Here is a 26444-nt window from a genome sequence, read left to right as displayed (position 1 = left end):
TTCATTGCAGGACGGACTAACGGTTTCTTACTTTTGGAGCAAGTCTTTTTTATTGAGCAAACAAATGTTGTGGCTGTTTTTAATTTGCAATGCGCTCGGCACGGTATATGGTTATATTTGGTATTGGAATCAGTTGGTCGATACGATAGCGGAGGATCCGCTTTGGTACGTATTTTTCGTACCGGACAGCCCGACGGCCAGCTTGTTTTTTTCAGGCTCGCTCATCTACTTGCTGATCGACCGTTACTCGAACCGCAAGCATTCCAAGCTGTTTACAGCTTGCCGCGGCTTTGTCGAAGCTTTTGCATTGATCACCTCGTTCAAATACGGAGTCTGGGCTGTGACGATGATTTGGGCGGGCGCCTGGCAGGGTGTGCCGGTCGGCTGGGACGGCTGGATGCTGACAGCTTCGCACCTCGCGATGGCCGTAGAGGCGCTGCTTTTTGCAAGGTGGTACGTTTATAAGCTTCCTGCGGTAGCTCTGGTAGCCGTATGGGCGTTCTCGAACGATTTTATGGACTATGAAAGAGGCGTGTTCCCCAGATTGCCAAGAGAGCTTTGGGACGATCTGCCGATCATCGAAATGTTCACCATCGGTTTAAGCGTAATAGGCATCTGCATCGCTATTTGGTTCATAGCCCGGCGAAAAACAAAAAAAATTACAGCTTCATAGCATGGTCTAATTTGGGACAATCCTCCATATGATGTGGTGAAGGAGGGAATGTCCCATGTTTGTTTATCCAGGTTTGAAGCGGGTTGTCTTGATGATATTTGCATTGGCGCTAGTGTGCGTTGTCTCGGCGTGCGGAGCGGCCGGCAGCGGGAAAGGACAAGCTTCCGTCCAAACAGACCCCGAGCAGCTCCGTAAAATGGAGTTTTTGAACGAAATCGCGGAAGATATGTACAAAAAAACGATGGAAGGCCAAGTGGTGGAAGCCCGCACCAAACTGATTCAAATGTCGGATCAAATTCCAAAAATCCGCTTTGAAGGCATCACCTCCGTCGAAGGCTTGAACGCGTTGACCGAATCAATTACACAGGCGAAGCGCGTGTATAATGCAGTGAATTATTCCCAGGAAGAAGCGCGGGTCGCCGTGGCCAAAATACGTCTGGCCGCCGACGCGCTAACCCATAAAAATCAACCGATGTGGCTTCAATATTACAAGCTGCTGCGCAACGATTTGTCGGTGCTGGAGAAAGCCGTAAGGGACAACAGGCAGCAGGAGGCCGTCTCGAAGTTCGCCAGCTTGTCGCAGCATATCTCCGTCATCCGCCCGTCGCTGCTTATCAGCCGGGACCCGGCTGATGTAGAGAAGCTGGATTCCTTGATGACGTTTGTCCGCAGCAGCTTGAACAGCTCGCCGATGAACGTCAAGCAGACGGAATCGGGATTAGAGCAATTGCAGCGGACGATTGACGAGCTGTTCATGAGAAAATCGGATGCGGCGGCATACTTGCCGCTGACGGACCCGAAACAGCCGATTATTTGGTCGATTGGAATCGGGCTGATTATCATCAGCGTGCTCACCTATACCGCATGGAGGATGTTTCGCTCCGGACGGAACGTCGTGACCGTCAAGCAAAAGACGGAAAGCGAGCAGCCGTAACTCACATATGCAAAAGCAAATCCCGGGCCGCCGTCACAGCGGTGCCCCGGGATTTTTTCATGGCGTTTTGAAGCCTTCGCCGAGCACTTCGTGCACATCGCCGATAATAATAAAGGCGGCCGGATCGATCGATTTGACGATTTCCCGCAGCTTGCGCGTTTCGTGCCGGTAGACGACACAGTAAATGACTTCCTTGTCTTTGCCGGAATAGGCGCCGCGGGCGGGAAATAAAGTGACGCCCCGGTCGAGCTCCGACGTAATGGCTTGGGCGAGCGGCCCCGTATGCTCGCTAATGATCGTAAAAGCTTTGGCCGCGTAGGCGCCTTCGGAAATGTAATCGATCATTTTCGAGGACACAAAGACGGCGACGAGCGAATACAGCACTTTTTCCTTCGGCAAATAAAGCAGGGAGGAGCCGATGACGAGGACGTCTATCGCCAAAATCATTTGGCCGACGCTCCAGCCCCGCATTTTATGTCCGATGCGGGCGAGGATGTCGGAACCCCCGGTTGTGCCGCCATAGCGGAAAACAAGGCCGAGACCGGCGCCTAAAGTCAAGCCGGCATATAAAGTGGCGAGGAAATAATCCTGCGTCGTTTTAAAAGGGACAATCCACTGCTGGCGGATCAACAGCTCCATCACCCACAAAAAAACGGATAAGGAGATGACGCCGAAAATGGTGAAAACCATCGAAGATCTTCCGAATATTTTCCAGCCTAAATAAAATAAAGGGATATTGATCAGCAGTGTGGATACGGAGGGCGGGATGCCCAGCACATAGTTGCACAGCAGGGAGATGCCCGTTACGCCGCCTTCCATCAGCTCGTTGGAAATAACAAAATAATGAAGACCGAATGCGTAAATCGCGGTTCCCAGCATAATGGCGAAAAATTGGGTGAATCGGCTGACGATAAGATCCTTCAACATCGGGAAACCTCCATTTGACAGCATTTAACAGCGGATAAAAGTATTATAACCTTTTTGGATAACGAAAAAAATTTGTCAACTTTTCCTCTTTAGTTTAACATGGTAATGATATCTTCGTATGTGATCATGGAAAGAAGGGTGAGCATGTCGGAACGTACACTTAAGGACCTCCAGGCAGAGGTTGATGCTTATATTTCACAGTTCAAGGAAGGCTATTTCAGTCCGCTTTCGATGCTGGCGAGAATGTCGGAGGAAGTGGGGGAACTGGCGAGAGAAGTTAACCACAAGTACGGCGAGAAGCCGAAAAAGTCAAGCGAGGCCGACAATTCGATCGAGCTCGAACTGGGCGACATTTTGTTCATTACGATCTGTTTTGCCAATTCGCTCGGCATCGATTTGACGGAGGCTCACGACAAAGTGATGCACAAATTCAATACTCGGGACGCGAACAGGTGGACTAAAATTAACACCGAAAATACATAACCTTCATAAACTGTACCATCCCCGCTTGCGGGAGTCTTGTCGAGCGAGCTTGCGAAGCAAGTATGGCTCTGGGAAGGGAGGATGGGCAGATGAATGGGGCGAACCAAATCCAAAAGGCGTACGAATCCATTCTTGGCCACGATTTTCAAAAAGCCATCGAATGGTTTGAAAAAGCGATAGCGGCTGAACCGGACAACGCTGCCTATCACCACAAGCTGTCCATCACTTACGCGAGAAGCAACAAGCTGAGCAAAGCCATCGAGCATGCTTCGACAGCGGTGAAACTGCAGGAGGGCAACGAAGCGTACAAGTACCACCTGCAGAACCTTCATGCCAGAGGGCTGGTGGAGCAGGCACAAAAGCATATTAGCGGCAAAGCCGAGCACGCGGAGATCGCCATATTTTTGCTGAAGGAAGCGATTGTCCTCGATCCGCTCTTGATTGAAGCTTACTTAATACTGGCCGAGGTATTCGCCGAACGTCAGGATTATGCAAGAGCGTATCAAACGGTCATGGAAGCACTGCGCATGGAGCCTTACCACGAGCTTGCGATGCAGCAGGCCGATTTGTACCAGCAGAAGTTGAAATGAGATCATGCAAACGAAGGAGAAACAGCCGATATGGATCGTAAAATAAGAGTGGCAGTCGTAGGAGCAAGCGGAAGAATGGGCAGAGAGGTCGTCAAAACGGTGCTCAGAGAGCCGGATATGGAGCTGGTGGCAGGTATTTCCCGTTCATCCGGCCCTGTCGATTTGGGCAAGCTCGTAGGGATGGAGCCTTGCGGAGTTGCGATGAGCAGCGACGTAGAGCTCGCTTTCGTCGAGTCGAAGCCGGACGTAGTCGTTGATTTTACCGGCCCGCAGTTTGCGATAGCCCATACGAATTTGGCGATTCGCCACGGAGTCCGTCCCGTGATGGGAACAAGCGGGTTCACTGCCGAGGATATCGCAGCGTTGGACAAGCAATGCCGGGAACAAGGGATCGGAGGACTGATCGCCCCGAACTTTTCCATCGGTGCCATTCTGATGATGAAATTTGCCGCGCAGGCGTCGAAATATTTCCCGAACCTGGAAATTATCGAGTACCATGGCGATCAAAAGCTGGATGCCCCTTCGGGGACGGCGGTCAAAACGGCCGAGCTCATCTCGGAAGTGAGGGAAGAATTGCGCCAAGGCAACCCTCAAGAAGAGGAAACGATTGAAGGCTCGCGCGGCGGGTATTACAATGGATTTAGAATACATAGCGTTAGGCTGCCGGGCATATTTGCACAGCAGGAAGTCATTATGGCCGAACCCGGCCAGGCGCTCAAAATTCGCCATGATTCTTATGATCGAGCGGCTTACATGCCCGGAGTTGCGCTAGGGGTCAGAAAAGTAATGACCTACACGGGGATGATTTACGGATTTGAGCATTTTATAGATTAGGGAGTGGAGTCGGCATGTTGAAAATTGCATTGATCGCGCATGATCGAAAAAAAGATGAAATGGTGAACTTTGTTACGGCTTACGAGCACGTATTCAGCGGGCATAAATTGTACGCTACCGGAACGACCGGGCAGCGCATTATGGACAACACGCAGCTGGATGTGCACCGCTTCATGTCCGGACCGCTGGGCGGCGACCAGCAAATCGGCGCGCTTGTGGCCGAGAACGAGATGGATCTCATCATTTTCCTGCGCGATCCTTTAATGGCGCAGCCGCACGAGCCGGACATCATCGCGCTGCTTCGGCTTTGCGACGTTCAGGGAATTCCGTGCGCGACGAACATCGCGACAGCCGAGATTTTGGTCAAAGCGCTTGACCGTGGCGATTTCGCATGGCGGGAGCTTGTGCATAAATACAAACCGGGAATTGATTCCAATGAGTGAGCCGCTGGATATTCTTATATTCGGCGCCCACGCCGACGATGCCGAGATCGGGATGGGGGCGACGATCGCCAAGCATACGGCTTTGGGCTACCGTGTCGGAATATGCGATCTGACATACGCCGAAATGTCCTCCAACGGCACCGTGGACAACCGGAAGCGGGAAGCGGAAGAAGCGGGACGCATTCTCGGGCTGGCCATGCGTTCCAATCTGGGGCTGCCCGACCGCGGGCTTTTGCTGACGCCGGAGCATATCGAACGGATTGTTCAGGAAATACGCAAGCACAAGCCGAGGATCGTGTTTGCGCCTTATTGGCAGGACCGGCATCCGGATCATATCGCCTGCTCGCACCTGGTGCAGGAAGCGGCGTTTAATGCCAAGCTGCGCAAATATTTGCCGGAGACCGAGCCGGTGAACGTGCAGCAGCTGTACTTTTATTTTATCAACGATGTGTACGAAGCCGATGTGATGGTGGACGTCACCGACGTCTACGAGAGCAAAATCGCCGCGCTGAGCGCATATCGTTCGCAATTCGAATCCGGCCAAGGGACTGTGGCGACTCCGCTGAATCAGGGTTACGTGGAGCGGGTGGAGGCGCGCGACAGGCTGATGGGGCAAAAACGGATGATTACCTATGCCGAAGGCTTCATCTCGAAACTGCCCTTTGTGGTGAACCGTTTCGAGTGATGAGAAAGAGGGAACAATGAGCGATAAGCTGAAAATAGGCATTACCTGCTATCCGACTTTGGGAGGCTCCGGCGTCGTGGCGACGGAGCTCGGAAAGCTGCTGGCGGAAAAAGGCCACGAAGTGCACTTTATTACGCACAGCATGCCGTTCCGGCTGGGGAAATACCATAAAAATATATTTTACCATGAGGTTGAGGTCAGCGATTATTACGTTTTTCGCTATCCGCCTTACGATCTTTCCTTGGCGAGCAAGCTGGCTCAGGTAGCGAAGATGGAGGACCTGGATCTGCTGCACGTTCATTACGCGATCCCGCACGCCGTGTGCGCGCTGCTGGCCAAGCAGATGATCGGCAGCAAGCTGAAAGTCGTCACGACGCTTCACGGAACCGATATTACGGTTCTGGGGCAGGACCAATCGATCAGCGACCTGATCCGCTACGCGATTAACGAAAGCGACGCCGTAACGGCGGTGTCCCAGGATTTGATCAAAGAGACGCGAGAATCGCTGGCGATCGACCGGCCGATTGACCTTGCCTACAATTTCGTCGATAAACGGGTGTATTACCCGCGGGACGTCAGCAAATTGAGGCCGGAATTCGCCCGTCCCGATGAAAAAATTTTGATCCACATTTCGAATTTCAGACCGGTCAAACGGGTTTCCGATGTCGTCGATATTTTTGCCAAAGTGAGCGAAAGACTGCCTGCGAGGCTGCTGTTCGTCGGCGAAGGCCCGGAACTGTCGAAAATTATTGCCAAAGTGAAAGAGCTGGGGCTGAGCGACCGGGTTACGTTTTGCGGAAAACAGGACGATGTGGCGCAGGTTATTTCTTTGGCCGATGTGATGCTGCTTCCTTCGGAAAAAGAAAGCTTCGGACTGGTCGCGCTGGAAGCGATGGCTTGCGGAGTGCCGACGGTCGGTTCCAACGCCGGGGGAATTCCGGAGCTGATTACGCACGGAGAGACCGGATATTTGGCGGAAATCGGCGATACGGAGCAAATGGCCGAGTATGTGTATCAAATGCTGAGCCAGCCGGAGCAGTACGAGCTGATGGTGGAGAAATGCTTGTACCGCGCTCGGCAAACGTTTTGCAACGATATTACGACTGTGCAGTATGAGGAAATTTATTACCGCGTTCTTGGAAGAGAGCTTCCCGAGTCCCACCGGCTGGTCGCCTCATCCTGTCAGTAGCGGCTAGGAGGGCGGGAGCATGACGGAACAACCGTCGGTTATACAAATGAAGGCAGGGGCCGAATATGTGCTCGCCCGGCTTGCGGAAGAAGGATACCAGGCCTATATGGTCGGAGGCTGCGTCAGGGATACCGTATTGGGCAAACCTGTCAAGGATATCGATATCGCCACCTCCGCCCTGCCGGAGCAGGTGATGGCCTGCTTTAAACGGACGGCGCCGACCGGACTGCAGCACGGCACCGTTACCGTCATCCTGGAGACGGGGACGTACGAGGTGACGACGTTCCGCAAGGAGTCGCAGTACGAAGAGTTCCGCCGCCCGGCTTCCGTGGAGTATATCTCCGACCTTACGGAGGATATGCGGCGGCGCGATTTTACGATGAACGCCATGGCGATGGACAGGGCGGGCGCGATCATCGATCCTTTTGGCGGGCAAAAGGATCTGGAAGCAGGCGTCCTCCGCTGCGTCGGAGCCGCGGAGGAAAGATTCGGCGAAGATGCGCTGCGCATGCTTCGCTGCATTCGTTTTGCCTCGACCTACGGACTGGAGGTCGAGGCGGCGACGTGGCAAGCGCTGCTCGCGCAAGCGTCGCTGCTGCGCCACATCGCCATGGAGCGCGTGCGCAGCGAGCTGCAGCGCATGATCGAAGGCCCGGCCCCGGCGCGGGCCGTCCGTCTGCTGCTCGCGAGCGGCCTGACGGCGCACGTCAAAAAGCAGCTGCCGCTGCCTTTTGACCGCTGGCTCGCGCACGACCTCGCGCTGGCCGCCGTCAGCGCGTTGGAGCGGCAGCACACCCGCTGGGCGCTGCTGCTGCTGCTCCTGGAGACGCCGGCGGCGTTATGCCGCGAGGCGCTCCAGGAGCTGACCTTCTCCCGCGCCGACACGGACGCGGTCGCGGACATCCTCGGCCTGCGCGAATGGCTGGCCGAGGCGCCGGCAGACCCGGCGCAGCTCGCGCGGGTCTGGAAGCTTGGCGCGGTCCGCCGCGGCGAGCCGGCGGCCCGCGATTTGCTGCGGCTGCTGCGCGTGCTGCCGCCGGAGGAAGGGCGCGGCTCGTCGGAGCTGGCGCGCTTCTTGGGGACAGCCGCGCCGGAGCTCGTCCGGCGCGGGGAAGCATGGCTGAGCGAGATTCCTTGCTTCAGCCTGAAAGAGCTTGCCGTCGGCGGCGGCGAGCTGACGGCGGAGCTGGGCAAGCAGCCGGGCCCATGGCTGGGCAAGCTGCTGCAGCAACTGCTGGAGCGCACCGCGCTCGGCGAGCTGCGCAATGAGCGCGCGGCTTTGCTGCAAGCCGCGCGGGATAGTTTGGATTAACGCTAACGTCAGGAGTCTATCCGGTGAAGTTACGTTGAACTCATCGGACCGACTCCTAACGGTTCAAATATGGACAGGAATGTGAGTGAATGCTACGAATGAACGAACGCATTTTGCAGCTGTTCGCGGAGTTTGAGGGCGCCTATGTGTCGGGGGAGGAGCTGAGCCGCAGACTGGAATGCAGCCGTACGGCGATATGGAAGCATATCGCCGAGCTGCGCCAGGCCGGCTACGTATTCGAGTCGGCACCGCGCAAAGGGTACAGGCTGATCAAAAAGCCGGACAAATACGATAAGGCAAGGCTGCTCTCCGGGCTGCGGACGAAGTCGCTCGGACAGCGCCTGCACATACACGGGGAGGTCGACTCCACACAGACGATAGCGCACGCGCTCGTCGCTTCCGGCGCTCCGGAAGGCACGCTCGTCCTGGCTGAGGCGCAAACCGCCGGGAGGGGCCGGATGGGCCGCAAGTGGCATTCTCCGGCAGGCAAAGGCATCTGGATGAGCCTCGTGCTGACGCCGCGCATCCCGGTTTATTTTATGCCGCAGCTGACTTTGCTCGCCGCCGTTGCGCTGTGCCGGGCGATCCGGGAAGTATGCAGCGTGGCCGTCGGCATCAAATGGCCGAACGACCTGCTGATCGGCGGTAAAAAGGTAAGCGGCATTTTGCTGGAAAGCAGCGGCGAGGATGAACGGCTGAAATACGTCATTGCCGGGATCGGCATTAGCGCGAATTTGCAGCGCGAAGATTACCCCGAAGAGCTGCGCCAAGTCGCAACTTCGCTGGCTATCGAATCGGGAGCGGAGATCAGCCGGGAAGGGCTGGTACAGGCATTTCTTAAACAATTCGAAGATTTGTACGCTCTCTACGCCGAGCAGGGTTTTGCTCCGATCCGCCTGCTGTGGGAAGCGCTCAGCGTCACTTTGCACAGGCCGATTCGGACGCATGCCCCCGGCGGCATCATCGAAGGCATTGCCGAATCGCTGGACGATTCGGGCGCGTTAACGATCGTGACGGGCTCGGGCGAGCGGGTTAAAGTGTATTCGGGCGATATTGAGCTACGATAGATTTGGTTGCGGCGGGCCGGAATTAAGGGTATCGAAATAGTGCAAAATTTGTTATACTTGTGTCAAAGCTTTAGTTTTTTGCTATGACCCGGGGCTGTATCCGTGAAGGAACGGCACTCGCGAGCCGTAGGAAAGCTTTGTACAACCGAAAGTACGAAATTCAAGCAAGATGTCGGATTCTGCTCTGAGCCTTAAGGGACCGAGACGGAAGGATCATTGGATTCTTTTGCGTGCGCTCCTTTTAGCTCTGAGGCTAAAAGGTTTTTTTATTTTTATGACGAAAGCAGGGATTCCTATGGTACAGCGCAAGCCGCTAACGACAGCAAAAATGAGGAAAATGAAACAGGACGGCGTTCCGATCGCGATGGTTACCGCCTACGACTATCCGTCGGCAAAGCTCGCCGAAGAGGCGGGCGTCGACGTTATTTTGGTCGGGGATTCGCTTGGCAACGTTGTGCTCGGCTACGATTCGACTTTGCCCGTAACGCTGGATGATATGGTCTATCATACGCGCGCGGCGGTGCGGGGAGCGTCTTCTACGTTCGTTGTCGCGGATATGCCGTTTATGACGTATCACGGCAGCGTCGATTTGGCGCTGCAGGGCGTTGCCCGCTTGATGCAGGAGGGCGGAGCGCAGGCGGTCAAGCTGGAAGGCGGCGAGGAAATCGCGGCGACGGTGGAGGCGATTACGAAGGCGGGCGTTCCCGTCGTCGGGCATCTCGGGTTGACGCCGCAGTCCGTACACCAGATCGGAGGCTTCCGCGTGCAGGGCAGAAGCTCGGAACAGGCCGAGAAGCTGCTTAGCGATGCGAAGGCACTGGAGCGTGCCGGTGCGTTTGCCGTCGTGCTGGAGCTCGTTACCGATGAGCTTGCCGCATGGGTAACGAAGGAGCTGTCCATCCCGACGATCGGGATCGGGTCAGGCGTGAATTGCGACGGCCAAGTGCTCGTTTTTCACGATTTGCTCCAATACGGACCGGAGACGCCACCCAGAAAATTCGTTAAATCGTACGCGAATATTGGAGAAACTATTCGAGAAGGAATCGGCGGGTATGTGAAAGAAGTGAAAGAACGGAGCTTTCCCGCAGCCGAGCATACGTTTCATATGGACAACGAAGTCGTTCAATATTTATACGGGGGCAAGGAGTGATGTCTGCGATGGAAGCGACTCAAACTCAAACGATGGAAGTCATTCGCACCATTGCCGGGCTGCGCGCCAGGATTGCGGAATTTCGGCGCAGCCGCAGCGGGGAAGTCGGGTTCGTGCCGACAATGGGATATTTGCATGACGGGCATATGAGCCTTCTGAAAACGGCCAGGGAAAAAAGCGGACTTGTCGTGCTGAGCATTTTTGTCAATCCGCTGCAATTTGGCCCGAATGAAGATTTTGAACGCTATCCGCGGAATACGGAGCGCGATTTGCAGTTGGCGGAAGCCGCGGGTGTTGATATCGTCTTTTTGCCCGAAGTCAAGGAAATGTATCCGCGGGAAATACGCACGACGGTTAGCGTGTCGGGGATAACTTCCCGGTTGTGCGGAGCGTCCCGTCCGGGGCATTTTGACGGCGTTGCGACGGTTGTGAGCAAGCTGTTCCAGATCGTACAGCCGGACAAAGCTTATTTCGGGCAAAAGGATGCCCAGCAGGTCGCGGTCGTTCAACAAATGGTCGACGACTTGAACATGCCTGTCGAGATTGTCCCTTGCCCTACGCTGCGCGAAGCGGACGGACTAGCCATGAGCTCGCGCAACGTCTACTTGAGCGGCGAAGAGCGGCAGCAGGCGGTTGTGCTTTCCCAGGCTTTGCAAAAAGCCTCTGCCGCGGTGCGGGACGGCTCGGCTTCGAGCTCCGCATCTTTGGTCCGGATCGTGAGCGAGCATATTGCCACGGCGCCGCTGGCAAACATTGATTATGTCGAAGCTTTGCAATATCCGACTTTGGAACCTTATGAAACGTTGTCCGCCGCGGAAACGTCATCCGTCATTGTTGCGGTAGCCGTCAAATTCGGACAAACGAGACTTATCGATAATATCATTTTACCCGTTAGGAAGTGAGCCCAATGTTTCGTACGATGATGAAAGCCAAAATACACCGCGCCACCGTTACCGAGTCCAATCTCAACTATGTGGGCAGCATTACGATCGATGAGGACTTGATCGATTTGGTGGATATGCTGCCGAACGAAAAAGTGCAAATCGTCAACAACAACAACGGCGCCAGACTGGAAACCTATATTATACCCGGCCCCCGCGGATCGGGCGTCATTTGCCTGAACGGCGCGGCCGCCCGGCTTGTGCAGGCAGGGGATACGGTCATTATCGTCTCCTATGCGATGATGACCGACGAAGAAGCGAAGCGGCATACGCCGACGATCGCCATTATGGGCGAGAACAATAAGGTGACGCAGCTGCTGAAAGAAGAAATCCATTCGACCGTGCTTTGATCCGTCTTCCCTTGATCAATCTTCCTTGAAGGGGCATGCATGAAATCGGCACTCTTAACAAAGAATGAGGATAAGCTTTCGAAGCAAAGGTGGGATGGCAAATGTTCAAGCATTTATTTTCCACGATGAACGAGGTTTTGGAAGAAATCCAAAAAGAGTATCCGAATGCCGCAGACCACAAAAAAGCCGAGCTTGACGAGCAGCTTCAAGTTCTGAAGCTGATGAGCGACGAGTTTATCGAGTCTTGGCTTCAATTCGAGGAGAAACTGGGAAAGTTTTATGGGGGCGTACCGATGGATACTCAAACCCTGCATAAAGAGCTCATGGATCTGGATGTAACCGGCAAGCAGACCGATGAGTTTTTGCGGGGACAGGGCTATTACAAGCTGTCGATGTACGATCAGGCGATTCGGGAGTTCGAGTCGCTGATGAAGCGGCGGCCGGATTTTTTGCTCGCCCGGATGTATTTGGCGATGGGTTATTTAAGGAAAGGGGAGTTCGGAGAAGCTTACAGGCATTTCCAATTCCTCCTTCCGCTAACCGAGAATGCGAAGATGAAAGCCATTTCCTATAACGCCATGGGCTGCATACAGGTGCAAAATCATAATATGGAAAAAGCTTTCGAATATTTTCAAAAAGCTTATCATACAGACCCGACTTGCATGGAACCGCTCATTAATTTCGACGAATCATAACGAACCGGCAAGTGGGTATTCCCTTTTCCTGAACAGATTTGGTATGCTAGAGGAAGAGCAGGACGAAGGGATTGAAGGATACGTCATGAAATTTGCAGTTTTGGATTTTGAAACGACAGGAAGCCAGTCTTCGGATGAAATTATTCAGGTTGGGCTTGTCATTATAGATCAATTTCAAATTGTCGACAGGTATACTTCCCTGGTCAATCCAGGAATGGGTATACCTTCTTCTATTACTACGCTGACCGGCATTACCGATGAAATGGTGGAGCATGCGCCGCAGCTTGACGAAGTGATGACGGCGATGTTTCCGCTTCTTTTTGACTGCGTTCTCGTCGGCCATCATGTGCAATTCGACTTATCGTTTTTGCAGAAAGGCTTGACGAAATGCGGATTTCCTCCGTTTTCGGGCCGCGTGCTCGATACGATGGATATGCTGCGCATGCTGTTCCCGTCGACGCCGAGCTTGCAGCTTGGCATGGTGGCGGACATGTTCGGACTGGATCATGAGAGGCCGCATCAGGCCGACAGCGATGCCGAGGTTACCGCTTTGATCTGGATCATTTGCATGGAGCGCATACTCGGTCTTCCGCTCTTGACCGTGCAGCGGCTCAGCCACATATTCGAAAGCGGTGCCAGCGATTTGGGCTGGTTTTTGGATGAAATCCGCGCCTACAAGGAAATGAATACGAGCATCGATACCGATACTCACCGTTATTTCCGGCAGTTTACGATGAACGTAAGCGATTGGGGCGAGGACGAAGAGGAAAGAGACGCGCAGGACATTCAGAAGCTCGGTGCTGCTTTTTCCGAATTTCATGATAGTTTGAAGCAGGCGCTTCAGCAGCGGTTTGACATGTTCGAGGACCGCCCGGCGCAGGAGCAGATGATCCATGAAGTGGAGCAGTCGCTGGAGGCCGACACGCATTTAATGATTGAAGCGGGTACGGGTACCGGCAAATCGCTGGGCTACCTGATTCCTGCGTTGTATTACGGAATCAAACACGATAAAAAAGTGATCGTCAGCACGCATACGATTAATTTGCAGGAACAGCTGCGCGAGCGGGATATTCCGCTGCTGAAGGACATTTTTCCGATACCTTTTAAAGCGGCCGTATTGAAAGGCAGAAGTCATTATCTTTGCTTGCGCAAGTTCGAAAACAAGCTGGTCACGCGCGATTACGAGTACGGCAAGGACGACTCGGTCACAGCGGCTCAAATGGTCGTATGGCTCAGCGAAACGAAACACGGGGACGAAGAGGAGCTGAATTTCGGCAATAAAGGCGCGCAGTTCTGGCATTCGGTGGCCAGCGATACCGATTCCTGCCTGAACCGGATGTGCCCCTGGTTCAAAAAATGTTTCTACCACCGCGCCCGCCACGATGCGAACACGTCAGATGTCATCATAACGAACCATTCGCTGTTGTTTACCGATATGAAGGCCGAGAACCGCCTGCTGCCCGGCTACAAGCATCTGGTCATCGACGAAGCACACCACTTTGAAGAAGTGGCCAGCAAGCATCTGGGGATCGAGCTGCACTCGGGCGCGTTTTACCATTCTTTGCAGTGGTTGTATAAAGACAACCGCAGCGGGCAGCTGCCTATGCTCCGTTTTCGTCTTCAGAAGGCGGCGGAAGAGCAGGAGAGAGCTTTGGCCTGGAGCGCAGCGATAGACGGTTTGTACCCGAAAATCGTGCAGATCAAGGAAGACTGGGAGCGTTTGAGCGAAGGGTTGTACGAGCTGCTTACGGCAAAAAGCGACCCGTCGCAATCGGAGAACTCGCAATATGTGCTGCGCATGAAGCCCGAGGCGCTGCCGGCGCATTGGAGCGAGCTGACGATGATGGAGGACAACATTTATTTGAGCATGAACGATACGCTCCGCACGCTCGACAAAATGCTGAGCGAGATCAAAGAGATGCAGGAAGTTCTGGAAGTCCAGAGCATCGTGACGGATTTGAACGGAACTTTGAAGGAGCTTTACGGGCACCGGGATGCGCTTCATTTTTTCATGAAAATGGAGGATCAAGGTTACGTATACTGGATGGAAGCCGGCACGTATTCCAAGAGCAAGTCGCTGCAGCTGATCAGTGTGCCGACGGATGTGAGTCCGCTGCTTCAGGAGCATTTTTTCAAAAATAAAGACAGCATCATTTTGACTTCGGCTACGTTATCCGTGAACAAATCGTTCCAATACTCGGCCGATCAGCTCGGTTTGCAAATTCCCGTCGGCGAAGAGGCCGGCAAGCTCAAAACGGTGCAGCTTCCGTCCCCGTTCAATTACAGGGAGCAGGCGCTGGTCTGTATTCCCAGAGATTTTCCGACGATTAAAGGCCCTTCCGGGGACGCCGTTTTCATACAAGCACTTATCGATTCTTTAAGCAATGTCGCTTTGGCTACCAACGGCCGAATGCTCGTGCTGTTTACATCCAACCGGATGTTAAAGCAGATTCATGCCGGCATGAAGGAGCGGTTAAAGCCGCATGGGATTACCGTGCTTGGACAGGGCGTAGACAGCGGCAACCGCAGCAAGCTGACCCGCATGTTCCAGGACCACCATTCCTGCGTGCTGCTGGGTACAAGCTCGTTCTGGGAAGGCGTGGACATCCCGGGCGATGCGCTGTCCTGCTTGGCTATTATTCGGCTTCCGTTTCAGCCTCCGAATCACCCGCTCATTGAAGCCAAATGCGAAAATATTAAAAAGCGGAACGAAAATCCGTTTATGAAATTTTCCGTGCCGCAGGCGGTCATACGTTTCAAGCAAGGATTCGGGCGGCTCGTGCGGCGGGCTACGGATAAAGGAATCGTTATTATTTACGATACCCGCGTTATCGATACGCAGTACGGCAAATATTTTCTTTATTCGCTGCCCGGTCCGAAGATTGAACATATGACGACGGAACAAATGATTCCAAGAATTGAGGAATGGATGGGGGAGGCGCAGCGGTGAAGACACAAAAAATATCCGAAGCTGTAGTCCGCCGGCTGCCGATTTATTTGCGGTTTTTGAACGAGCTGGCGATGAAAAATATTATGACGGTCTCGTCGCAGGATCTGGGGCAAAAGCTCGATTTGAACCCCGCGCAAATCCGCAAAGATTTGGCCTATTTCGGGGAATTCGGCAAAAAAGGGATCGGCTACGACGTCGGCTATCTCATCGAGAAGATCAGGCAGATCTTGAAGCTGGACCGCCATATCCGGGTCGCTCTGGTCGGGGCGGGCAACCTGGGGCGGGCACTGTGCAACTACAACACATATTTGCGCAACGATATGAAAATTGTCGCCGTATTCGACGCGATGCCCGAGAAAACGGGCGAGACGATCAATAATTTGATCGTGCAGCCGACGCACGAGCTGAAAGAAGCGATATCGCGGCTTGGCGTCAGAATCGGCATCATTACGGTACCGGCAGCGGAAGCACAAAATGTGGCGAATCAATTCGTCGAAGCCGGCATTGAAGCGATTCTTAATTTTGCGCCGGTCATCATTAAGGTGCCGCCCGAAATCCGTGTGCACCATGCCGATTTCACGACCGAGCTGCAGAGTCTGGCCTATTATTTGGACTAGGCCAAGACTCCGGCCGCAAAGGCCCTACGGGCTCGCGCTATGCGGAAATTTGCAGCAGAACGCAGGGGAAAGCTGCAGAAACTGCGGAGGAGAAACGAACCTGTGGAAACTCGCGGAAACCTGCAGAAACCCGCAGAAAACTGCAGAAACCCGCAGAAACCTGCAGAAACCCGCAGAAACCTGCAGAAGAGAAACAAAACCCTGCAGAAGCCTCCGGAAGCTGGATCGGCGAAAAACTCGCATGGCAGCAGGCAGTACATTTGCTTAGCAACGTGGAGAAAACCTGCAAAAGTACAGTTTTTTGCTCGCTGATGCGCTGGATACGAAAAATTCCTGCAAATGTGCAGGCTTTTCGCCGCGAACATGGGCTCAGAGGCGTTCTTAGCGAGAATTCCTGCACAATCGCAGGCTTTTTGCCGAAATGAACCATTTCTGCTGAAAAAGCCTGCACTTTCGCAGGTTTTTTCTGTGCCAGGCTGCTTGTTCCAACGCCGTAACCCGTACAGGAGAGAGCCGTAGGTTACTGAAGAGTGATTGTGCCCCTTTTGGTTCCTCTACCCCGTTACTTTATCAACAGTCTGGTTTTCTACCCGTAATATGATGCGTCTCTCCAATGTATGTTTTCTCAGCAGCCTCTATTTTAACGAAAATAATGTACTCGTTTCCAACTTTTACGCTTTTAAAGCTTGAAATTGTTTCAGTAGACGATTGTTTTCATTCTGTGGGGGTAACGTCTACGGCGTCATGGGAGTGTTGTAGGTTTTTCCGGCTGTCGAGCCAAACCGTTTCATTGGCGCGAAGTGCCGTCTTTGGGCGGACGGCAAAAAGAAGCGGAAACCGGTGAAAGTTCGGCTTTAAAACCGCTCCTGATTGCGAAGCTCAACAAACAAAACAAATACGCGATCTTGCGCACACATCTAACGTGCTGTAGCCATTCAATTCGACGCTGAGAGCGGCTATCGCAGAGCGTTAACAAGCGGCTCGTAAAACAACGCAAGGAGTGTGCAAGCGCACGTTCCAGAGCGCAAGCAGTGCACAAGTGCCTCACTCCACAGCCGTATACAGCGTTCAAGCGCTCGCTCCACAGCGCAAGCAACATGCAAGCAGCTCGCTCCACAGAGCATGCAGCGCACAAGCGGCTAGCTCCACAGCCACATGCAACGCACAAACGGCTCGCTCCATAGCCGCATTGCAGCGCCCCGCCGCGCTTTGCAAAAATAACAAAAAACCCGAGCCACATACTGGCCCGGGTTTTTCATCTAAAACAACTTAAACAACACGAAGTAAATCGTGTAAGACAAGACGATGCTGATCGGGATGGTAATGACCCAGGTCATGATCATTTTGCCGACCGTCGCCCATTGGACTTCATGGAAGCGCAGGACGCTTCCCGTTCCGATAATGGACGATGAAATGACGTGCGTCGTTGACAGAGGCATCCCCATATGGGTGGATGCTTGTATAATGATCGACGACGTCAAATCGGAGGCGAAGCCGTTGATCGGCTCGATTTTAATAATTTTGCGGCTGATCGTTTTGATGATGCGCCAGCCGCCGATGGACGTTCCGAGGCCCATGGCTGTAGCCGCGGCGATTTTTACCCATAAAGGCACATCCAGATCCGTTTGATAACCCGCTGCAACAAGCCCGAACACGATGATGCCCATCGCCTTCTGCGCGTCGTTGCCGCCGTGGGAGTAGGACAGCAGCGCGGCTGACAGTACCTGCAAAGAACGGAACATCCGGTTCAGCTTGGAACGCGAAGTGTTGCCCGACCAAAGGATGATATACTTAATCAGGATCATGATCACAAAGCCCGCTGCAAAAGCAATGATCGGCGATAAAATGAGGATGATGATAATTTCGGTGAAACCGCCCCAGTTCACGGAGCTCATGCCTGCTCCGGCAATGACCGCACCGGCCAGGGAGCCGAGCAGCGTATGCGAGGAGGAGGAAGGAATGCCGAAATACCAGGTCACAAGGTTCCAGATAATGGCGGCTATAAGCGCCGCGATTACAATTTCAACGCCGTGGTCGATTTTGGCCGGGTTGGCGATTTTGCCCCCGACTGTTTTGGCGACTTCGGAAGAGACGATCGCTCCGACAAAGTTCAGTACCGCCGCCATAACAACGGCGACCCGGGGGTTTAACGCTCTTGTAGAGATGGATGTTGCAATTGCATTCGCCGTATCGTGAAATCCGTTGATGAAGTCAAACAAAAGTGCGAGCGCCACGATAACGATTAGATAGGTTAACATGTTTTCCTCCTAATCCGTTTCCTCAAGAGTACCGAAGAACGACACTCTCCAGAATGTTGGCCACATCTTCGCACGCGTCCGTTGTTTCTTCCAGTCTTTCATACACTTCTTTGAGTTTGAAATCTTCATAAATATCTTTTTTGGCGAGAAAAATTTGCCGTATGCCTTCGCGCATCAGCCGGTCGCCGTCGTTTTCCAGGCTGTTGATGGCAACCGTGTGCTCCGTAATTTGCATGTACTTTTTCTTGGCGAGCAGTTTGAACGCATCCAGCATATGTTGGCAGGAGTCGACGATAACCGCGGAAAAGTCTCTCATAAATTGATCGGTATGCGAAATGCCGAGGTAGTCGAAACGGGCGATCGTGGCTTCAATGCCGTCCGTGACATCGTCGATTTTGGAGGCGAGCTCCATGATGTCTTCGCGGTCCAGAGGAGTGATGAACACTTTGTTCAATCCTTTGAAAATCTCATGCGTGATCGAATCGCCTTTATGCTCCAGGTCGTGGATGGCTTTTACATAATCGACGGGCGGTTTCTCACCCATCATCGCCGTACGGAACATTTGAGCGGTTTCCAAGGCATTCTCGGCAGACCCGATGAGAAGCTGGAGAAAATCGACGTCCCCTTTTCTAGTAAATAACGTTGTCATAAAACCCTCCCAATATTTTCTATATGTACAAAATTTTGATCGATTTTTGCTACAAAACAGACCAATTTGTTGAAAACTCACGAAGTTAAAAATATCATAACATTTATACGGAAAGCAATGCTAAATAACTTGGATTTTGCATTTGCCGGTTTTCTTGATTTTACGGGTGCGAAGTTGTACATTGGAAAAAGCGGTGTTCGTTAGAAGAATGCCTGGAGAGGAACCTTTACCTATGAAAAAAATGTGCATACGCAACGGAATATTTGTAACGGCGGATTCGTCCAGACCTGTTGTCAAAGGATGGATGGTTATCGAAGACGGCCGCATTGCTTATTTGGGCGAACAGGAGCCCCCTGCCGGAGAGCAGTACGATGAAGTGATAGACGGCACAAACAAGCTGTACATGCCGGGTCTGGTGAACACTCACGGCCATGCGGCGATGTCGTTGCTTCGCGGATACGGCGACGATTTGGCTTTGCAAATTTGGCTGGAGGAGAAAATGTGGCCGATGGAAGCCAAATTTTCTTCGCAGGATGTAAAATGGGGCACTTTGCTGTCCATCGTTGAGATGATCAAAGGCGGCACCACAACTTTCGTCGATATGTACGACCATATGAACGAGGTGGCGCAAGCCGTCGAGCAATCGGGGATGCGCGGCTGCCTGACGCGGGGAGTCATCGGTCTGTGTCCGCCGGAAGTTCAGGATGCGAAGCTGAAAGAGGCGACCGAGTTTGCAAAAAGCTGGCACGGCAAAGCTGACGGCAGAATTACGACGATGATGTCTCCGCATGCGCCTTATACATGCCCGCCGGATTACATTGAGCGTATCGTGCAGGCAGCGCATGATTTGGATCTTCCTATACATACGCATATGTCGGAAACGAATCGGGAAGTTCAGGCCAACGTGGAGCAGTACGGGCTGCGTCCTGTCACCCACCTGGAAAAGCTCGGCGTATTCAGCCGGCCGACGCTCGTCGCCCACGGGGTGCATCTGACCGATGAAGAAATCGAAATCGTGAAAAAGTACGATGTGCGGATTTCCCATAATCCGGGAAGCAATTTGAAGCTGGCCAGCGGCGTTGCCAGAGTGCCTGAACTGCTTCGCGCAGGCGTGAAGGTGTCCCTGGGGACGGACGGCGCGGCTTCCAACAACAATTTGGATATGTTTGAGGAAATGAGGCTCGCCGCCTTGATTCATAAAGGCGTTTCCGGCGATCCGCTTGCGGTGCCTGCCGCCGACGCGCTTCAGCTCGGAACCCGGATGGGTGCCGAATCCATTTGGTTGGACCGGGTAGGACAGCTTGCGCCAGGAATGAAGGCCGATTTCATCGCGCTGGATATCGATCAGCCGCATTTTTTGCCCAAGACGGATTTCGTGTCTCATATTGTTTATTCCGCATCCGCCAAAGACGTTGTCGATGTGTGCGTAGACGGCAAATGGATCGTCCGCGGCGGCGAATGCCTGACTTTGGACGAAGAAAAGATCAAGCGCGAATTCGAGCTTCGTTTTGAAAAGCTGATCGGGTAACGTCCGTTCCCGGGCGGCTGCAGAAAGGGGAGCGGCATAAGTGAGCTGGAAAAGAACCGTCATGTTCGGCACGTTTATCGTTTTGACGCTTGTTGTTGTTATCAGCCGTTTTTATCTCAACGTGCAGAACACGCACTGGGATGCGAACAGCCAAGCTGTGGAAACCGCTTATGAGAAAACCATTTTGACCAAAGCGACAAAAGTGGAAGCTTTTTACGGTGACGAGCCGTTCCAAATCGTTCGGGGCGAAGACAAAATCGGCCAGCCCGTCATCGTCTGGATCTCGGACAAGGAAGTTCATACGGAGATGGCCGCAGAAGCTTTTACGGAAGAGCAAGTGCGCGAAAAGATGCTTAAAAAAGATAGCGCCATCGACGTGCTGCGCATTTTACCGGGCAAACTGGGTGCGCAATACGTGTGGGAAGTGTTTTACAAAAAGCAGGATGCGAATGGAGAACGCTATTTTTACGATTATTACGCTTTTAAAGACGGAACTTTTGTCGATACGTACCGGCTCAGCCTGCAATAGGCTGGGCTTTTTTTTCTTTCCACACTTTGTATAAGGAATAAGTATATCGCTTATGATATACTCTTCGTATAGCGAGCCGGTAAACAAAACAAAATAGACTATAGAAAGGGGGACGTTGTCTGATGAAGCTGCGTCTCTTACCTGTTGTCATAAGCGTCATCGTATCTTCCACAGTATTGTTCGGTGGTTGGTTTGCATATAATAGTCTGGCTATGGAAAATCCGTTATCCGACATTGTGACCGCAACGACCGGAGTGGAAAGCTCTGCGATACAATTGGACAGCGATCAGGTAAATATTACTTTAACTTTGAAGCCCGATGCCGATTTGCGCACGATCGTGAACCGCATTTCGAAGGAAGGATCGTCGATCATCGGCAAACGGACGGTTCATTATAATCTGCAGTCCAAAACTTCTGCGGAACTCGATACTTGGTGGTCGAAAGCTTTGTTTGACGTCGCCCAGGCGATGGAAACGAAGCATTATGCCGATGTTCCGAAAACATTGCAAAGCTACGCGGGTCAGCTTGCGAATTTGAAGGTCGATACGGAAATGGACGAACATTACGTATACGTTCGTTTGACGGACGGCGATTCCAGCAAATTCGTGATGCTCCCACGGACTCCGGGAAAGATAGGAGTGTGGCCGAATGAGTAAATTGGGCAAAGAGATTTGTATCGGATTCGTTCCGGTTCTGCTGATTTTTCTCGTATTTATCGGGGTTAACATTGTTCCCGTGTTGTTTGCAGGCGTACTTGGCATCTCCTTATTTTTGATGATTCGCAGCCGCGGCGGCTTGGGGCTGGCGGCCGGCGGCGAACGCAAAAGCAAAAACCGCACGCCCTCTTATTTGACTTTCGACGAAATCGGGGGTCAGGACCGGGCCAAGCGCGAGCTGATGGAGGCTCTTGATTTTCTCATCAAGCACGATCAGATTCAGAAGCTCGGCATTCGGCCGCTGAAAGGCATTCTGCTTACCGGGCCTCCGGGCACCGGGAAAACGCTGATGGCCAAAGCGGCGGCTCATTATACGAACTCCGTGTACCTTGCAGCGTCGGGAAGCGAGTTCGTCGAGATGTACGTCGGCGTCGGCGCAAGCCGCGTCCGTGACCTGTTTAAAGAGGCGAGAGCGCGTGCCGCCAAGGAAGGCAAGGACAGCGCGATCATCTTTATCGACGAAATCGACGTCATCGGCGGCAAAAGGGACGGCGGCCAGCATCGGGAGTACGATCAGACGCTGAACCAGCTGCTTACCGAGATGGACGGCATTCATACGAACGATGCGCCGAAAATTCTCATTATGGCGGCGACGAACCGCAAGGAAATGCTGGATAGCGCGCTGCTGCGCCCGGGCAGGTTCGACCGTCATATCGATGTCGATTTGCCGGACAAGAAAGGCCGTTTGTCCATCCTGCACATCCATAAGAAAAACAAGCCTTTGGCCGAACACGTATCGCTCGACAAAATTGCCGAGCAAACTTTCGGGTTTTCGGGAGCGCAGCTGGAAAGCGTGCTGAATGAAGCGGCGATCTACGCGCTTAGGGAGGACAAGGAAGCGATCGAGCAGCAGCATCTGGCTTCCGCGATCGACAAAGTGATGATGGGCGAAAGAACGGATAGAGAAACCGCTCAAGACGAAAAGGAACGCGTTGCGTATCACGAACTCGGCCATGCTATCGCAGCCGAAATCGTCCGCCCCGGTTCCGTGTCGCAAGTGACCGTAAGTCCGCGGGGAAAAGCGCTTGGATATGTGCGCCATAATCCGCCGAAGGACCAGTATTTGTACACGAAGGATTACATCGAAGAGCAGATCATGATCGCGCTGGGCGGCGCGGCTGCCGAAGAAATCATTTATGGCGGGCGCAGCACCGGCTCGCGCAACGATTTTGAACAGGCACTTTCGATGGTCCGCAATATGATGGATTCGGGCTTGACTTCGCTTGGGATTATCGACCGCAATATGGTTACCAAGGAAGAGCTGATGAAAGAAAACAGCGCCATTCTGGACGATCTGATGCTGCGTACGAAGCAAGTTCTGGAGCAATACCGGGACGTGTTCGACCAATCGTTCGATGTGCTGATGGAAGAAGAAGTGATTTCCGGCGACAAGTTCCGGCAGTTGATCCGGGCGCACATCGGACAAACCGCATAATTTACAACCGGCGGCCGCTGACTATTGGGTCGGCGGTTTTTTCTTTTTTGCAAAAGTGTGTCCAATATTCGGAAGCATCATGAATGTTTTGTGTATACTAATGCAATAAGTTTGTAAACGGTGTATGATGAAGAGTGAGAACTCATTGAGAATCATATAGATAAAGCCGAACTTGGGGCAGATAGGAGAAACATATGGCATTCAAAACGATCGGTGTTGTCGGCGGAGGAACGATGGGGCAAGGAATTGCCGAAATGTTGGCTGCTCGCGGTCTGGAAGTGTTGCTCGCAGAAAAAACTGCAGACAAACTGGACAATGCGATGCGGATGATTACGGTCAGTCTGGACAAACAAATAGAACGATGGGCGCTTACCGAGGCGGAGAAGAAGCTCATACTGGCAAAAATCAAGAGAGCGGAGTCCATAGAGGAAATGGCCGCTTGCGATATGGTTATCGAAACGATTACGGAAGATTTGAACGCGAAAAAGCACGTGTTTTTCCAATTGAATCAAATTTGTCCGCCGCATGTCATTTTGGCCAGCAACACGTCGACACTGAGCGTGACCGAAATTGCTGCCGTTACGACGAGCCCGGGACGGATTATTGGCCTGCACTTTTTGCATCCGGTAGCTAAAATCAATTTGGTAGAAATTATCAGAGCGATGAAAACGTCGGATGAGACATACGAAAATACAAGAGCGTTCGTCGACGAGCTGATTCAAAAAAAGAGCATCAAAGTGAACGAGTCGCCAGGATTTATTACGACAAGGCTAATTTGTACGCTGATCAACGAAGCGCTGCATACGCTGTCCGAGGGCGTGGCCTCTGCGGAGGACATCGATACGGCGATGCGCATCGGCTACGATTTCCGCTACGGTCCTTTGGAGATGTGTGACCGCTTCGGTCTTGACTCCGTACAGGCGGCGCTTGAAGTTATGTTCCGCGATTACGGGGATATTAAATACCGGCCGTCTTTTCTGCTCAAGCAAATGGTGCGCGCCGGCCATCTCGGCGTGAAGACCGGAGAAGGATTTTTCCGCTACGATAAGGACGGTGACCGGCTGTGAACATACTCGTTATTAATGCAGGCAGCTCATCCTTGAAGTATCAGCTTTTCAATATGACCGACGAACATGTGCTGGCCAAAGGCAAAGTGGAGCGCATCGGCATGGAAACCGCGATCTTGACCCATGAGCCGGAAGGCAAAGCGGATGTCAATGAGGTCAGCGAGATTTTGGAACATACGACGGCGATCCGCAAAGTGCTGGACATGCTCGTACATAAGCAGCACGGCGTGCTGGAGTCGATCGAACAGATCGACGCCGTCGGCCACCGTGTCGTGCACGGCGGCGAAAGCTTCAAAAACTCCGTCATCGTCGATGACGAAGTGAAGCGGGAAATCCGCCGCCTGTTCGATCTTGCGCCGCTGCACAATCCGGCGCACATGCTAGGTATCGCAGCGGTGGAGGCGAACATGGAGGGCGTGCCGCAGGCCGTCGTATTCGATACCGCCTTCCATCAAACGATGCCGGCGGCGGCATACTTGTACCCGGTGCCGATGGCGCTGTACCGGAAGCACAAGGTGCGCCGCTACGGCTTCCACGGTACGAGCCACAAATACGTCAGCGAGCGCGCTGCCGCCTTGCTAGGCCGCCCGCTGGAGCAGCTGAAAATCGTGACGTGCCACATCGGCAACGGATGCAGCTGTACGGCCGTCGTGGGCGGCCGGTCGGTCGATACGAGCATGGGGATGACCCCGCTCGAAGGTCTGATGATGGGCACGCGCAGCGGCGATCTGGACCCGGCCATCGTGCCTTACGCGATGGGCAAGGAGGATTTGACGCTGGGCGAGATCAGCTCCATGCTGAACAAGCACAGCGGCCTGCAGGCGATCTCCGGCATCAGCAGCGACATGCGGGAGGTTGTGGAAGCGATGGAGGCTGGCGACAGGAACGCCGCGCTGGCTTTCGAGATGTATGAGTATCGGATTCGCAAATACATCGGCGCCTACGCCGCGGCGATGAACGGCATCGATGCGATTGTTTTTACCGCGGGCGTCGGAGAGAACTCCGAGCTGCTGCGCAAAACGGTTTGCGACAAGCTCTCCTTCCTTGGCGTGGAGCTCGACGACGAGCGCAACAGATCAGGCAGAGGGACGGAGCGCCGAATTACGAAAGACGGCTCCAGAGTCGAGGTATTGGTCATTCCGACGAACGAGGAATTGGTCATTGCCCGGGATACCTACGCACTTGTTCAAACGAACTGATTGTTGGCCGAAAATGGTGTACAATAGAAAAAGGTTCGTATGAACGTTGGACAAGAGGTAGGAGGTACGACATTTCGTGAAATGCAGGATCAATGAATGGGAACGCCATCTCCGCGATACCGCAACGATACGCAGCCGGCGGTTGAACGTGAACCGTTTGGGCGGCGGCATGTACCGCCTGTACCCGTAACCGATGTTCGTTTATCGGCATAAAGAGGGGGTACAGATGAAAAATGAATCGAAATGAAGCTCACCGCAGGCAGCTTGAAGCGGTTTTTCAGATCGGTATTCAAGAAGGCAGCGTGGCAATTCCGTCCCTGCTGCTGAAACATTACCGCAGTCTTCGGCTAAATGAAACCGAAGTGATGACACTGATCCAACTGATGGCATTTTTGGAAAAAGAGCGCAACGACTTTCCGACGATCGAGGAAATTCAAGCCCGCATGTCGGCGGCTCCGGATCAAGTGATCGCCAGTCTGCAAAAACTGCTCGGTGAGCAGTTCATCGCCATCGACGAGGATGTCGAGCCGGAAACCGGCAAAAGATGCGAGCGCTACAACATAACGCCGCTTTATCAAAAATTGGCCGCTTTCGTGATCGAACAGCAGACAGCTGCTTTTGCCGCCGTACGGAGCCCGATCCAGGCCGACTCGCAGGCCAAAGACATTTATACGACGTTCGAAAACGAATTCGCCCGGCCGCTTACGCCGATGGAACTGGAGACGATCAGCGGGTGGCTGGACAAAGACCAGTATCCGAACGAGCTGATTTTAACCGCCTTGAAAGAAGCCGTGTTTGCCGGCAAAGTATATTTTCGCTACATCGACCGGATCCTGCTGGAATGGAGCCGCAACCGCGTAGCGACAGTCGAGCAGGCGAAAGAATACGCCCAGCGGTATCGGCAGTCCCGATAAGCGCGGTGCGGAGCCGCAAAGAGCAGCCGGCGCCGCGCGCAGTTCCCAGCGCGCGGTGTTTTGCTGCATGCCGTCGGCCGTCGGCTCCAAGCTAAGCAGTCCGAAAAACCTGAGAGAGTGCAGGCTGTTGAAAAACTCGCGATGCAGGGGGAAGAACATCCACTCGACAACGCGGAGAAAAGCCTGCAAAAACCCCATGACGTCGTGGACGTCACCCCACAGAATGAAAATAATTCAGGTCTACAGCTCCAGTTTCAAGCTTGAAAAGCGTAAGAACTGGAAACGATGAAACTAACAAACCAAAGGACG

Annotated in this window: 27 protein-coding genes; 23 read left to right on the top strand and 4 right to left on the bottom strand. The window is 53.3% G+C overall.

Annotation, left to right across the window (positions count from 1 at the left end):
- Positions 1-4 precede the first annotated feature (4 nt).
- Both AC3G2T_RS29240 and AC3G2T_RS29235 read left to right on the top strand, forming a co-directional pair.
- Positions 5-673 carry a DUF1405 domain-containing protein gene (locus AC3G2T_RS29240; protein ID WP_474681382.1) on the top strand — a complete coding sequence of 223 codons (669 nt, stop codon included), beginning with the start codon at positions 5-7 and terminating at the stop codon, positions 671-673.
- A 55-nt stretch (positions 674-728) separates the two neighbouring features.
- Entirely contained in the window at positions 729-1607 is an 879-nt protein-coding gene (locus AC3G2T_RS29235) for a sporulation protein YpjB (RefSeq protein ID WP_474681381.1), read from the top strand.
- A gap of 57 nt (positions 1608-1664) precedes the next feature.
- On the opposite strand, the gene AC3G2T_RS29230 is transcribed toward AC3G2T_RS29235, so the two are convergent.
- Positions 1665-2534, bottom strand: coding sequence for a YitT family protein (locus tag AC3G2T_RS29230; RefSeq protein ID WP_474681380.1), 870 nt, complete (start codon positions 2532-2534; stop codon positions 1665-1667).
- A 144-nt stretch (positions 2535-2678) separates the two neighbouring features.
- On the opposite strand from AC3G2T_RS29230, the gene AC3G2T_RS29225 reads away from it, so the two are divergent.
- The 14 genes from AC3G2T_RS29225 (at position 2679) to AC3G2T_RS29160 (ending at position 15840) form a co-directional block, all read left to right on the top strand.
- Positions 2679-3017 (top strand): nucleotide pyrophosphohydrolase, encoded by a 339-nt coding sequence (locus AC3G2T_RS29225; protein ID WP_474681379.1) that lies wholly within the window; start codon positions 2679-2681, stop codon positions 3015-3017.
- 89 nt (positions 3018-3106) lie between these two features.
- Positions 3107-3607 (top strand): tetratricopeptide repeat protein, encoded by a 501-nt coding sequence (locus AC3G2T_RS29220; RefSeq protein ID WP_474681378.1) that lies wholly within the window; start codon positions 3107-3109, stop codon positions 3605-3607.
- Between the two features lie 30 nt (positions 3608-3637).
- The gene (gene dapB / locus AC3G2T_RS29215; RefSeq protein ID WP_474681377.1) at positions 3638-4441 is read left to right on the top strand and encodes a 4-hydroxy-tetrahydrodipicolinate reductase; all 804 of its coding nucleotides are present in this window, start codon (positions 3638-3640) and stop codon (positions 4439-4441) included.
- Positions 4442-4455: 14 nt separating this feature from the next.
- Positions 4456-4884, top strand: a complete 429-nt coding sequence (locus tag AC3G2T_RS29210) for a methylglyoxal synthase (RefSeq protein ID WP_474681376.1) — start codon at positions 4456-4458, stop codon at positions 4882-4884.
- The gene (gene bshB1 / locus AC3G2T_RS29205) at positions 4877-5569 is read left to right on the top strand and encodes a bacillithiol biosynthesis deacetylase BshB1 (RefSeq protein WP_474681375.1); all 693 of its coding nucleotides are present in this window, start codon (positions 4877-4879) and stop codon (positions 5567-5569) included. The genes AC3G2T_RS29210 and bshB1 overlap by 8 nt, the downstream gene beginning before the upstream one ends.
- A gap of 16 nt (positions 5570-5585) precedes the next feature.
- A complete protein-coding gene (gene bshA / locus AC3G2T_RS29200; protein WP_474681374.1) occupies positions 5586-6758 on the top strand; it encodes an N-acetyl-alpha-D-glucosaminyl L-malate synthase BshA in 1173 nt (390 codons plus the stop codon).
- 19 nt (positions 6759-6777) lie between these two features.
- Positions 6778-8070, top strand: a complete 1293-nt coding sequence (locus tag AC3G2T_RS29195; protein ID WP_488437767.1) for a CCA tRNA nucleotidyltransferase — start codon at positions 6778-6780, stop codon at positions 8068-8070.
- Positions 8071-8168: 98 nt separating this feature from the next.
- Positions 8169-9137 carry a biotin--[acetyl-CoA-carboxylase] ligase gene (locus tag AC3G2T_RS29190; RefSeq protein ID WP_488437813.1) on the top strand — a complete coding sequence of 323 codons (969 nt, stop codon included), beginning with the start codon at positions 8169-8171 and terminating at the stop codon, positions 9135-9137.
- Positions 9138-9432: 295 nt separating this feature from the next.
- A complete protein-coding gene (panB, locus tag AC3G2T_RS29185) occupies positions 9433-10287 on the top strand; it encodes a 3-methyl-2-oxobutanoate hydroxymethyltransferase (protein ID WP_488437766.1) in 855 nt (284 codons plus the stop codon).
- A gap of 32 nt (positions 10288-10319) precedes the next feature.
- Positions 10320-11189 (top strand): pantoate--beta-alanine ligase, encoded by an 870-nt coding sequence (gene panC / locus AC3G2T_RS29180; RefSeq protein ID WP_488437812.1) that lies wholly within the window; start codon positions 10320-10322, stop codon positions 11187-11189.
- A 5-nt stretch (positions 11190-11194) separates the two neighbouring features.
- Positions 11195-11578 carry an aspartate 1-decarboxylase gene (gene panD / locus AC3G2T_RS29175; RefSeq protein ID WP_474681371.1) on the top strand — a complete coding sequence of 128 codons (384 nt, stop codon included), beginning with the start codon at positions 11195-11197 and terminating at the stop codon, positions 11576-11578.
- A gap of 101 nt (positions 11579-11679) precedes the next feature.
- The gene (locus AC3G2T_RS29170; protein WP_488437765.1) at positions 11680-12273 is read left to right on the top strand and encodes a tetratricopeptide repeat protein; all 594 of its coding nucleotides are present in this window, start codon (positions 11680-11682) and stop codon (positions 12271-12273) included.
- Between the two features lie 85 nt (positions 12274-12358).
- Complete coding sequence (gene dinG, locus AC3G2T_RS29165; protein WP_488437764.1) at positions 12359-15223, top strand: ATP-dependent DNA helicase DinG; 2865 nt, start codon at positions 12359-12361, stop codon at positions 15221-15223.
- Positions 15220-15840: a redox-sensing transcriptional repressor Rex gene (locus AC3G2T_RS29160; RefSeq protein ID WP_474681368.1), complete on the top strand. Its 621-nt coding sequence runs from the start codon at positions 15220-15222 to the stop codon at positions 15838-15840. The genes dinG and AC3G2T_RS29160 overlap by 4 nt, the downstream gene beginning before the upstream one ends.
- 37 nt (positions 15841-15877) lie before the next feature.
- On the opposite strand, the gene AC3G2T_RS29155 is transcribed toward AC3G2T_RS29160, so the two are convergent.
- The 3 genes from AC3G2T_RS29155 to AC3G2T_RS29145 all read right to left on the bottom strand — a co-directional run bounded on the left by AC3G2T_RS29155 (position 15878) and on the right by AC3G2T_RS29145 (position 18747).
- Entirely contained in the window at positions 15878-16291 is a 414-nt protein-coding gene (locus tag AC3G2T_RS29155) for a hypothetical protein (protein WP_488437763.1), read from the bottom strand.
- Positions 16292-17099: 808 nt separating this feature from the next.
- Positions 17100-18098, bottom strand: coding sequence for an inorganic phosphate transporter (locus tag AC3G2T_RS29150; RefSeq protein WP_488437762.1), 999 nt, complete (start codon positions 18096-18098; stop codon positions 17100-17102).
- A gap of 22 nt (positions 18099-18120) precedes the next feature.
- Positions 18121-18747 (bottom strand): DUF47 domain-containing protein, encoded by a 627-nt coding sequence (locus AC3G2T_RS29145; protein WP_474681365.1) that lies wholly within the window; start codon positions 18745-18747, stop codon positions 18121-18123.
- A gap of 232 nt (positions 18748-18979) precedes the next feature.
- On the opposite strand from AC3G2T_RS29145, the gene AC3G2T_RS29140 reads away from it, so the two are divergent.
- The 7 genes from AC3G2T_RS29140 to AC3G2T_RS29110 all read left to right on the top strand — a co-directional run bounded on the left by AC3G2T_RS29140 (position 18980) and on the right by AC3G2T_RS29110 (position 26135).
- Positions 18980-20275, top strand: coding sequence for an amidohydrolase (locus tag AC3G2T_RS29140; protein WP_488437761.1), 1296 nt, complete (start codon positions 18980-18982; stop codon positions 20273-20275).
- A 40-nt stretch (positions 20276-20315) separates the two neighbouring features.
- The gene (locus AC3G2T_RS29135) at positions 20316-20804 is read left to right on the top strand and encodes a cell wall elongation regulator TseB-like domain-containing protein (protein WP_488437760.1); all 489 of its coding nucleotides are present in this window, start codon (positions 20316-20318) and stop codon (positions 20802-20804) included.
- A gap of 122 nt (positions 20805-20926) precedes the next feature.
- Positions 20927-21460 carry a hypothetical protein gene (locus AC3G2T_RS29130; protein WP_474681362.1) on the top strand — a complete coding sequence of 178 codons (534 nt, stop codon included), beginning with the start codon at positions 20927-20929 and terminating at the stop codon, positions 21458-21460.
- Entirely contained in the window at positions 21453-22955 is a 1503-nt protein-coding gene (locus AC3G2T_RS29125; RefSeq protein ID WP_488437759.1) for an AAA family ATPase, read from the top strand. Before AC3G2T_RS29130 ends, AC3G2T_RS29125 begins: the two co-directional genes overlap by 8 nt.
- Before the next feature lie 194 nt (positions 22956-23149).
- Positions 23150-24022, top strand: coding sequence for a 3-hydroxyacyl-CoA dehydrogenase family protein (locus tag AC3G2T_RS29120; RefSeq protein WP_474681360.1), 873 nt, complete (start codon positions 23150-23152; stop codon positions 24020-24022).
- Positions 24019-25221 carry an acetate/propionate family kinase gene (locus AC3G2T_RS29115; protein WP_474681359.1) on the top strand — a complete coding sequence of 401 codons (1203 nt, stop codon included), beginning with the start codon at positions 24019-24021 and terminating at the stop codon, positions 25219-25221. Before AC3G2T_RS29120 ends, AC3G2T_RS29115 begins: the two co-directional genes overlap by 4 nt.
- A gap of 233 nt (positions 25222-25454) precedes the next feature.
- On the top strand, positions 25455-26135 hold the full coding sequence (locus AC3G2T_RS29110) for a DnaD domain protein (protein ID WP_474681358.1): 681 nt from the start codon (positions 25455-25457) through the stop codon (positions 26133-26135).
- The last annotated feature ends 309 nt before the right edge of the window (positions 26136-26444 follow it).

Source organism: Paenibacillus sp. sgz302191 (assembly GCF_057749925.1).
This window is presented reverse-complemented; position numbering and strand designations above follow the sequence as displayed.